Consider the following 10,320-nt stretch of genomic DNA (forward strand, 5'->3'; position numbering starts at 1 on the left):
GATGCTGACTCAGATCATCAGAGTCGATTAAAGCGGGGTAAGCTCATCGTCATTGTCATCCGAAAAAAGCTTCAGACCGTTGACTTTGCTTCGCAACGACTGACGTGTCATCAGCTTTTTCTGAGCGGCTGATGGCAGGTCGGTGAACTGGATGACGCCTTTATCTGTCAGCAGCTCTATCAAGTCCTCCACGACGCGTACGAGTTCGGTGTCGGACTTGATCAGGGCCTGCTGTTCAGGAATTGCCTGAGAGTACTGATTAAGAAAAAGCACCAGCTCTGGTGAATCACTGGCTATCTCTTCCGTGAAGTCTATGGCCTGAACACTGCTGACCGCGATGATGGCACCGGTGCTATCTCGGCGTATGTACATCTGTTTTCACCCCTCGTTTCAGGAAATGAGCCTGGCTTATGACCCTTGTCAAAACGACTGGGTTCAACTGCGTCCTTTCATGATCAGCAACAGATGCATTCTGTCTCTGACACCCAGCTTCTCAAAAATGGATCCCAGATGTGCCTTGACTGTTCGCTCGGTAATATCAAGATCCCGGGCGATCTCTTTATTGCTGCCCCCTTTGACGACAGCGGCGGCAACTTCTTTCTCGCGATCGGTCAGAGATGACAGGTCACATTCGGGCTTTTCCTGTTCGCTGAGGAGGCCGGAGATCACTCTGATCACTTTATTGATCATCTCTGAAGGTAGCCAGAGACCACCACTGTCAACAGTCTGTGCTGCCTGTTGGAGAATGGCAGGGTTGGATAACGCATTCAGATAGGCACGTGCCCCGGCATTAAGAGCAGAACGCAGCTCTGTTGTCTCTTCTGCGCGAGTCAAGGCAATGACTTTGATCCCTTTCTCGGTGAAGAAGCTGATACGCTCCTGCCAGTTTTGGGTGCCCGTCAGTATCCAGACGCGATCCAGAGAGGAGAGTAGATGATCGGCCTCAGCGGCAAGCTGAACTTGGGCATCGGGAAAAGCCTCAGTCCAGCGTGAAATAACAAATCCCTTATCGGTTATAAACAGATTCATATTTTTATCGTTCCGTCAATGCCTGAGAAGTGGCGCGTAAAACAGGTTTCAGCAAAAACTCCAGAACCGTTTTCTTGCCGGTAAGAATATCCACCTGGGTAGTCATCCCGGGAATAATGGGTAACTGACCTTCAAAGCCGGATTCATGCGTACGTAATCTGACGAGGTAGTAGGTATTATCCCGCTCATCAGTAATGGTATCCGCACTGATATGCTCAACCTCAGCCTCAAGCCCTCCATAAATTGCAAAATCATAAGCGGTGAACTTGATGACGGCTGGCTGTTGAGGGCGGATGAAGGCAATATCCTTGGGCGGGATCCGGGCCTCAATGATCAACTGATCATCCAGAGGGATGATCTCAATGATATCACGACCGGGTGACACCACTCCGCCAACCGTGTTGACGAACATCCGTTGTACGGTGCCTCGGACGGGCGAGCGGATTTCGGCCTGCCGAACACGATCGGCAAGTCCTGTTTCCGCTTCAGTCAGCGCATTCAGCCGAGATCTGGACTCAGAGAGCTGATTACGCCAGCGGTTGATAACTCCCAGCTCGACTTCACGAATCTTGTTGCGACCCTCTTCTATGGCTGCGCGGCTTCTGGATATGATCGCATTGGCACGGCTGACCTCACCTTGGGCATTGGATACCTCGCGCTCCAGACGAATGATGTCCACTTCGGAGATGGCCCCTGAAGCGAGCAGTGGTCGGGTAACCGCAAGCTCGCGGTTGCTCAAGTCCAGTGCCCGTGCGAACTGGGCGCGCCGGGCGAGCGCCTCTTCAAGATCCTGCTCACGCTGCTCAAGCTGTCGTTCAACAATGGAGATCTGCTCGTTCAGCTCTTCCAGGCTGGCCTGATAGAGTCGCAACTCGTGTGCCACTATACCGGGGGCTTCCTCGAGCAACTCCTCTGGGAATACTGGCTCTGTTCCACTCGTCAGGGCAGTCAGTCGAATCACCTCTGCATCCAGAGCCAGGTACTGAGCACGGCTCTCGCGCAGTGATGAGATGAAGCGTGTCGGATCGATACGCAGCAGCAGATCGCCCTCTTCGACAATCTGCCCCTCTCTGACGTGGATTGCTTCAACGATACCGCCATCCAATGATTGAACGATCTGCAATTGGCGCGAAGGAATGACACGGCCATCACCGCGAGCGACTTCATCCAGAGGCGCATGTCCAGCCCAGATCAGCAATAATATGACCGTGATGGCAACCCCATAGAGCAAGGCTCTTGCCTTAAGAGGCTCCTGTTGCATTTTCGCCCACTGTGCATCCTGCGCCCAGCTCGTGCCTTCGGGGGAGGAGATCCAGCGGCTGAAGACACGGTCCATCATCGGGCGGCCATAAGAACCCACAGCGCCGGACAGAGACCCAACGGCTTCAAATCCGCGCTGTTCGACAGACTTGTCTGTTTTTTTCAGGTCAGTCATATCAGTCATCAGGATGCACTCCCAACTCGACCTTGACGCAAGGCTTCCATCACGTCGTTCTTCGGCCCATCGGCTACCACTTTACCACCGTCTATGACAAGAATACGGTCAGCGAGAGTCAGTAATGAGCTGCGATGTGTAATGACTACCATGGTTTTACCCTTGGAGTAGCTGCTCAGGTTCTGCTTCAGTTGCTCTTCACTGGAGTGATCCAGTGAGCCTGACGGTTCATCCAGCAGCAGTACAGGCGGGTTGTTGATCAGTGCTCTTGCCACAGCTACTGATTGACGTTGCCCGCCAGACAACAGCTGGCCGCGCTCGCCAACCGGCATGTCAAAACCTGCCGGATGTGAGTTTATAAAAGGCCCCAGGCCGCTGATTTCGGCAGCTTTGATAATCTCGGCATCCTCCGCATGAGGTGCGGCTGTAGTGATGTTATCCCGCAAAGTACCAAAGAAAAGCGAAACATCCTGGGGTACATATCCGATATTACGCCTTAACTCCGCAGGGTCAATCTGACGCAGATCAACACCATCCAATAAAATGGCGCCAGAGGTCGGCTGATAGAGCCCCAGAATCAGCTTTTCCAGTGTTGTCTTGCCTGAGCCGTTGCGGCCAAGTATCGCAACATGCTCTCCCGCCTTGATCTTGAAGGAGACGTTATTCAGTGCCTGCCTCTGATCATCAGGGTATTGGAAGGTCACGTTCTTGAACTCGATATCTCCGTTGATCACCGGGCGGCTGATCCAGCTTTTTCCTGGTGGACGCTCTACCGGTCTGTCCATGATCTCATTCAGCGATGTCATGGCAGTGGCAGAGTGATGGTATTGGGCCAGCAGACCTGCTGCCTGGCTGATCGGCGCCATCGCCCTTGAGGAGAGCAGATAGGCTGCAATCAGGCCGCCTTGGGTCAAATCTCCCTCAATAATCATATAAACACCAATAATGATGATTGAGACAGCAACTGTATGCTGGGTCCAAGTGGCACCATTGGTGATCGATGCTGAAATAAGGCGCATCTGAGCGCTGGTACGAGCCAGAAAGACTGTCGATTTTTCCCAGATATTCTGGATTTTACTTTCGGCGCCAAAGCTCTTGAGGGTTTCCAGGTTGGACAGGCTTTCCACCAGTGTGGCGTTTCGTTGTGATCCTGCTCTCATGGATACTTCTGACAGACTGTGCATCTTGCCTTGTGCTGTCATGGCATACACCAATACAAGAATGGCACCAATAATGATTGGAAACACCAGTGGCAAACCGATCAGTGCGATGACCGTAGCAAAGAGGAGTACAAAGGGCAGGTCGACGAGGGCAACGACGGTAATTGAACCAATAAACTGGCGAACGGACTCAAAACTCTGGACATTGGCGGCAAATGAACCAGCGGATGCCGGTCTGTTTTCCATTTTCATGCCCAGCACCCTTTCCATGATGTTTGCCGATAGCTTGACATCTGCCCGGCTGGCACCGAGATCTACAAACCAGCTGCGCATCAATCGCAGGAAAAGGTCTGCGGTCAGTACAACGAAAATCCCGGCTGCCAGCACCCAGAGCGTATCGGTCGCATGGTTGGGCACTACTCGATCGTAAACATTCATCACGAACAGCGGCATGGCAACAGCAAACATATTGATCATGACAGCAGCCAACAGCACATCACGATAGAGTTTGCGATTCTCGGCTATCACACCCCAGAACCAGTGCCGTTCACGCAGTTTCTTTAATTGGGGGGCACGTGAGTCAAACTTGAATTCAGGTTGAACATAAATGGCATGCCCGGTATAGATGGGCAAAAGATCATCCAGCGGTACATCAACGATGGCGTCACTCAGCTCCGGATAGATCACCTGAGCACTTTTATGACTCCGATCCAGGCTTATCAGAACACAGGCACTGTTGTCTTTCAGAAGCAGTACAGCGGGGAGCAGTGTCGCATTCAGTCTGGTGAGGGGTTGTTCCGCAACACTTGAAATCAATCCTGCCCGCTTGGCTGCCCGATGAAAGGTTGCCGGGGAAAGTTGTCCATTTTCAAGAGGAAGTCCTGCCAGAGCTGATTGTCTGGAAAGAGGGCGGTCATGCATGCGGCAGAGGACGAGCAATGATTCGAGAAGCGGGCCGCCCTGATGTTCGGAATAGTCAAACTTCGACATAGGTATCTCTATAGCAAGAGAGCACGAGCCGGACTTACAGTATCAAAGGCCAGTTTCAACGACCAGCATTATCTACTGCAGGTCCGGCACCTGTTTTACATTAACCGGAAGGCGGTTATCAGCGCAGGCCGGTTCTTGCCAGCGACTCATTCACATCATAAGCAGGGCATGCAGACTCTGCATCAACTACCATTTCATCGGCATTCAGATCACTCAGGGATGGCAAGCCTTCACGAACAATCTCCAGTGCCGGCAGCAGTTGCCCCATGGTAGCCAGGGTCCGGGCTACCGCAATCTCACGATCATAGAGTGCGTTGGAGTAAGCACGGCTGGCCTGGAAGTACTCGTTTTCAGAATCCAGTACGTCAAGCAGCGTACGCTCACCTATGTCAAACTGGTTTTTATAGGCAACACGTACACGGTCAGACGATATCTTGTGCTGATTCAGAATGGGCAGCTGCTCATTCAGTTTGCGCGTGTCGTTATAGGCGATCTGCACTGTCTGACGGACATTCACGCAAGCGGTATCGCGTTGATCCTTGGCCAGGTTGACCTCTTGAAGTGATTTGTTCAGGGCTGCTGAATCGGAGCCGCCACGGTAGAGGTTGTAGCGCAGTTGCAGGCCGATACGAGCATCTTCACGTGTGCCGCTGATGCCATCTGCATTATCAGTCACACCGACGCCTGCCACCAGGTTAAGCTCAGGGCGCATGAATGAACGACGGCTCTCGACACCTGCCTTGGATGCTTCGATATTCCGCAGTGTTGCATGGAAAGTGGGGCTGCCCTCATAAGCAAGCTGGATCGCTTCGCGAATGTCTGCAGGTAACATTGTGCTGCTCAGGTTGGTAGGAGCAAGCGATGCTGGTGGCAGCTCGCCAACAATACGCAGGTAACGCGCGCTGACATCATGCAGGTTGGAAATTTCGGTGATCAGGTTTGCTTCTGCCAGCGACAGACGTCCATTGATCTGCTCCAGATCGGCCCCACGTGCTACACCTGCTCGCGCACTTTCCTGAATCTGATCAAATACGGAAATATGCTGTTCGAGATTCTCTTCTGCCAGGGACAGGAGCTCACGGAAACGCATGACATCCTGATAAGCGATAATCGCTTGCAGCGCAGTACCCTCTACTGTCTCGAGGAGTTCAAAATAGCGAACCAGCTGAGCGCTCTCAAAACGCTTTACTTCGCTTCGGGTTCTGAAACCGTCGAACAGCATCTGTGTCAGAGTGATTTCAGCAGCGCCGGCGTTGTAACTGCGGCTGCCACCTGCATTATCATCACGCCACTCGCGCCCATAGCCCGCAAGAAAATCTACGGTCGGGCGATAACCGCCGCTGACAATACCGATATCATGGCCCGATGCCATGAATGCATGCCAGTTGGCCTGCACTTCAGGGTTGGTATCAATGGCCAGTTTTGCAACTTCTGAAGCCGTTTGGGCGTAAGCAGTGGCTGAAAGCATGCATACACCGGAAATCAGCAGTGAAAGCGTCGTTTTTTTAAGTATTTTGTTCATATCCCTATAGCCCACGCAGAGTTGAAAAAAGAGTGCATTTTGTAATTTGAAGGTAGACTAACATCCTTGCGTAAGCAAAGCGTAATCAACCATCTTCTTTTAAATTAATTCTCTGTTAAAAACAGTATCTCACGACTGGGTTCTGTCAGCTTTGTTGAGATTGTCTGCTTAAATAGCCGTTGGCGACTGTTGGTGGTCAGTTCTATGATCGATTGCTGAAGCAGTGGATGAGAGAACACATAAGTAGACGCGCCCTGCTTATATAGAATCTCTCTGCCTGCCAATATTGATAACGCCTGCTCCAGCTCTTTTTCAGTCCTTCCAGTAATTGATCTTAGTTCTGAAAGGCTGATTTCGCTACCCTTTAAGGCGATCAGAGCAGCTAATTCACGAAGCTCTCCAAGTTCGTCAATTTTCTTGTTGAAACAGGCCAGTATCGTGTCTGGCAGCTTGTCTTCAAACACTGCATTTTTAGTCATCTCGATCATGAAACTCGGGTTGCCCTTACTCAGGGTGGCTGCCTTCATGATTGAGTGCTCCGAATAATGCTGCCTCATGGAGGCGGGGAGTCCTTGCAGCAGCAAAAGAGAAGTATGTTCGTCAAGAGGCGGAAGCCTTAACTGCTCCGCCGGGGGAGGGACTGACATGTGATCACCTGCATGATTGCTGCGCAGCGTCCGGATAATCAATGACGGGGTGTCAGTTCTGATCAGATGGTAGTCAAGGTAGGACAGAGTAGTGCGGTCACACCAGTGCGCGTCCTCCAGCCATATGATAAGTGGGCCGGCTGTGAGCAGTCGTGAAATCAGTCCGGCAATTTCTGAGAAAAGTTCAGATAACCGGTTTTTATTCGGGAGCTTGTACTCAGACAGAGCATTGAGCAGCTCATCGGAACTCCCCGATCTGAGGCCTGGGAGGTTGTTCAGTTTTCTGTTCAAGCCTGATTTGCTGATAAGGGGGGTGTCAGCATTCTCATAGCCAAGCAGGTTTCTCAACAGAATCAGCAGAGGGCGAAGAGGGTCATGGGTGGCATCGGGTGTGCATATCAGTCTGATGCAGGTTGGTTGTGTATCCTGATGGTTCAGCCAGTGCCTGACCAGAGCTGTTTTACCCACGCCCATATCACCGCGTATCAGCAGGCTATTGCTGGTACCTGTTTCAACAACTTTTCTGAAGCACTCACTTAGCTTATTCAGTTCATCGGTCCGCCCGATAAAACCACCAGGTATGATGGCTGAAGCATTACACTGGTAGTCATTCAGTCGATAAACGCTCTGAATACTTCCATCTATCTGGCGTCTGCGTTCACCGAATTTGCTGCATGCTATACGAGATCCCAGCAGTTGCTCCACAAGATGGCTTACCATGATCTCGCCTGGCTGGGCGCAGCTTGTCAGGTGAGACACCTCTTCGCTGATATCACCGATCAGGTCCGGAATCATCTCATCTGTGCCTGACAGCAACCTGCCGGCATGAATACCGATCCGTGCAGATACAAGGGGTAGTTTATGCTTGAGCATTGCCAGAAAACGCAAGGCGCCTCGGGCTGCGCACCAGGCAGCATCATCCTGAGCATTCGGCCATCCAAAATAGAACAGAGTGCCTTTCCCTGCGCCCGAAACAGGAAATGCCTGAAGTTTGTCGGACAGGATGGACTTTGCCAACTGATCAGCATCATAGAGTGACTGGGCGGTTTCTTCTGGGTCCTGGGTCAGGCTGACCCATTGAATACGCAGTACCACCATCAGAGAGATCTTTTGTATGGCAGGAAAAGTCTTTCTGCCGGACGATGGCGAGATGTCCAGCTGTGCCGGCGTGGCAGCAATGGTTTCATGCAGGGCAAGAGTAGGGGGCTGTGGCATGACACCCAGCTCTCTTTCCAGTCTCTGGGTGAAGGTGTCGTATATTTTCAATGCTGCTTCGCGCCTGCCTACCTCTATATAAAGACACATTGCCAAGCGGAGGTGGGATTCATCATCCGGGTCCAGGCGCATCAGTTGTTGGATGTAGGTGATCGCCTGCTCTGTGTTTCCCAGGGAACGAGCACAATCGGTCAGTGTCTGGAGCAGATTGATCTGTCTGATACGAATTTGTGCGCGGCGTTGACTCAGCCACTCCTCAAACTCCTCGCACTGGGGCAATGAGTAAGCTTCCAGAAAATCGCCCATCAGGATACTGTTGGAGATATCAGTGAACTGATCGGTATGTATGCACTGTCTGCTTTGCTGGCACAACTCATGGTTCTGAAGGTTTGGTGACTCCAGTTTGAAAAGATCAAGCCTGCTCGCTGAAGCCGGTGCAAAGGCAATGCTTTGTCGATTGGCAATCAGTGGTGATGTTGTGTCTGTATGCTGAAAGTTGCTGTTAATGGATGCCAGCACCTGCCTGAGGTTGACTCTGGCAGATGCATCGTCCAGTTCTGGCCAGAAAAGCGCAGCCAGCTGTTCGCGGCTGTGTGGGCGACTGCGCTCAGCAGCAAGGTACCCAAACAGGCCCAGAGCCTTTCGGTAACGTGTCTTGAACGGAAAAGACTTATTGCCCACCCGAATGCAGGCAGAGCCGATCAGAGAGATGTTAAAGTTGGTATCTGGCAGATTCACACCTTGAAAACTCCATCAGTGCTGCTGTTTCCATATTAAAGAGTGCCTGATTTCCTGCCGGTTGCTTATCCGAAACAGTCTTTTAGTATCAATAAATCATAGCCCTGTACCACAGTACAGTATCAATACAAAAAATCACAGATAGAATCGTTTACTTGCTTGATATGGCCTCAGGGAATATCGATGCTGTTGAGGTTGTGAAAAAACAATGAAGATAAGGATTCTATCATGAGTATAGCGATAGCAGTTGTCACGTCTGTTCAGGGCAACGTATGGGCGCAAGCCGCAGATGGAAGTCTCAGGGCATTGCAGGCAGGTGATACCCTGCTGGCAGGTGAGACGGTAGTAACGGAAACCGGCGCTGAAGTGCTGCTCGATTTTGGTGGTGGCGACATCGTGACTCTGGCTGCGGGCCAGTCACTGCTGCTCACCGAGAACATGGCCGCAGACACAGCTGCATCGCCTGAAGAAAATGTGATCCAGGATCAGAGCATTGACGACCTGCTGGCCGCACTGGATGGCGAAGGCGACCTGCTGGATGACCTCGAAGCGCCTGCCGCCGGAACCGAAGGTGGCGATGGCGGTGATGGCCATGGCTTCGTTCGGCTGGATCGTATCCAGGAAAATGTCGGTGAGCAGGAGTTCCAATTTGAAGGCACCGAAACCGACGGTTTTGAAGTGCAGTTTGCCAGTGGTGAGCTTCCTGAAGATGAAGAGCCAGTTGTTGAAGAGCCTGTAGCAGAAGAGCCTGTTGAGGAACCAGTCGTCGAAGAGCCAGTGGCAGAAGAGCCTGAGGCGCCCGCACCTGCTCCAGCACCCGCCCCGGCACCTGCTCCTGCCCCAATTCCTGCGCCGGTTCCAGAGCCTGCACCAGAGCCTACTCCAGAGCCAGAACCTCAGCCAGAACCAGAACCGCAGCCAGAGCCAGAGCCAGAGCCAGAGCCAGAGCCAGAGCCAGAGCCAGAGCCAGGTCCTCCACCTGCTCCACCTGTCCCAGGAACCATCACTGTTGAGTTTGATAACCTGACAATTCTTAGTGAGTCAGATGAACTTCAGTCTCCAGGTCAGGGCTCTGTGGCACTAGTCGATATTGTTGGCACAACCACAAATCTGCCGAATGGCACGACAGTCAATCTGCTTATCAGTGACAGTGATGGGAACACTATAAGTCTGCAGACTACTGTCTCAAATAATGGTTACTTTGTTCCACAAGTTGACATAACCAGCTTGGTAGATGGTCTGATCACAGTCACAGCATCTGCTGTAGATCAGACAGGAGTGACCAGAACAGATACCGATGAGATGGAACTGGATGCAGTTGCGAGCGAGATCACTGTTGAGTTTGTGAATCTGGACAACGATACGGCGACCACGGACCTGTCGGGTACGACGCAGGATGTTGCACCGGGTGAGACCGTGACGCTGGTGATCACCGATCAGGACGGCAACACCGTTGAGACCACAGCTACTGTTGAAGAAGACGGCAGTTACCTGGTGGAAGGCGTTGACCTGAGTGAGTTGGTTGATGGCCCGATTGAAGTAGTTGCGACCGCGACTGACCGCAATGGCAATGAGATCAACGAT

At 52.1% G+C, this 10,320-nt stretch carries 7 protein-coding genes; 1 reads left to right on the top strand and 6 read right to left on the bottom strand.

Annotated elements, in window-relative coordinates:
* Window positions 1-27: 27 nt before the first annotated feature.
* The 6 genes from F7R27_RS11825 to F7R27_RS11850 form a co-directional block, all read right to left on the bottom strand.
* Window positions 28-372, bottom strand: coding sequence for a tryptophan synthase subunit beta like protein (locus F7R27_RS11825; protein ID WP_151704456.1), 345 nt, complete (start codon window positions 370-372; stop codon window positions 28-30).
* Window positions 373-435: 63 nt separating this feature from the next.
* A complete protein-coding gene (locus F7R27_RS11830; RefSeq protein WP_151704457.1) occupies window positions 436-1,029 on the bottom strand; it encodes a response regulator transcription factor in 594 nt (197 codons plus the stop codon).
* 4 nt (window positions 1,030-1,033) lie between these two features.
* Window positions 1,034-2,473, bottom strand: coding sequence for an HlyD family type I secretion periplasmic adaptor subunit (locus F7R27_RS11835; protein WP_338088399.1), 1,440 nt, complete (start codon window positions 2,471-2,473; stop codon window positions 1,034-1,036).
* Window positions 2,473-4,614 carry a type I secretion system permease/ATPase gene (locus F7R27_RS11840; RefSeq protein ID WP_151704458.1) on the bottom strand — a complete coding sequence of 714 codons (2,142 nt, stop codon included), beginning with the start codon at window positions 4,612-4,614 and terminating at the stop codon, window positions 2,473-2,475. Before F7R27_RS11840 ends, F7R27_RS11835 begins: the two co-directional genes overlap by 1 nt.
* A 118-nt stretch (window positions 4,615-4,732) precedes the next feature.
* Entirely contained in the window at window positions 4,733-6,082 is a 1,350-nt protein-coding gene (locus tag F7R27_RS11845; protein WP_206060488.1) for a TolC family outer membrane protein, read from the bottom strand.
* Window positions 6,083-6,240: 158 nt separating this feature from the next.
* Window positions 6,241-8,736 carry an ATP-binding protein gene (locus F7R27_RS11850; RefSeq protein WP_151704460.1) on the bottom strand — a complete coding sequence of 832 codons (2,496 nt, stop codon included), beginning with the start codon at window positions 8,734-8,736 and terminating at the stop codon, window positions 6,241-6,243.
* A gap of 228 nt (window positions 8,737-8,964) precedes the next feature.
* On the opposite strand from F7R27_RS11850, the gene F7R27_RS11855 reads away from it, so the two are divergent.
* Window positions 8,965-10,320 (top strand): retention module-containing protein (locus F7R27_RS11855; protein ID WP_151704461.1); only part of this gene is annotated, 1,356 nt, incomplete at its 3' end.

Origin of the sequence: Nitrincola alkalilacustris, assembly GCF_008973755.1 — a bacterium.
Taxonomy (GTDB): Bacteria; Pseudomonadota; Gammaproteobacteria; order Pseudomonadales; family Balneatricaceae; genus Nitrincola; species Nitrincola alkalilacustris.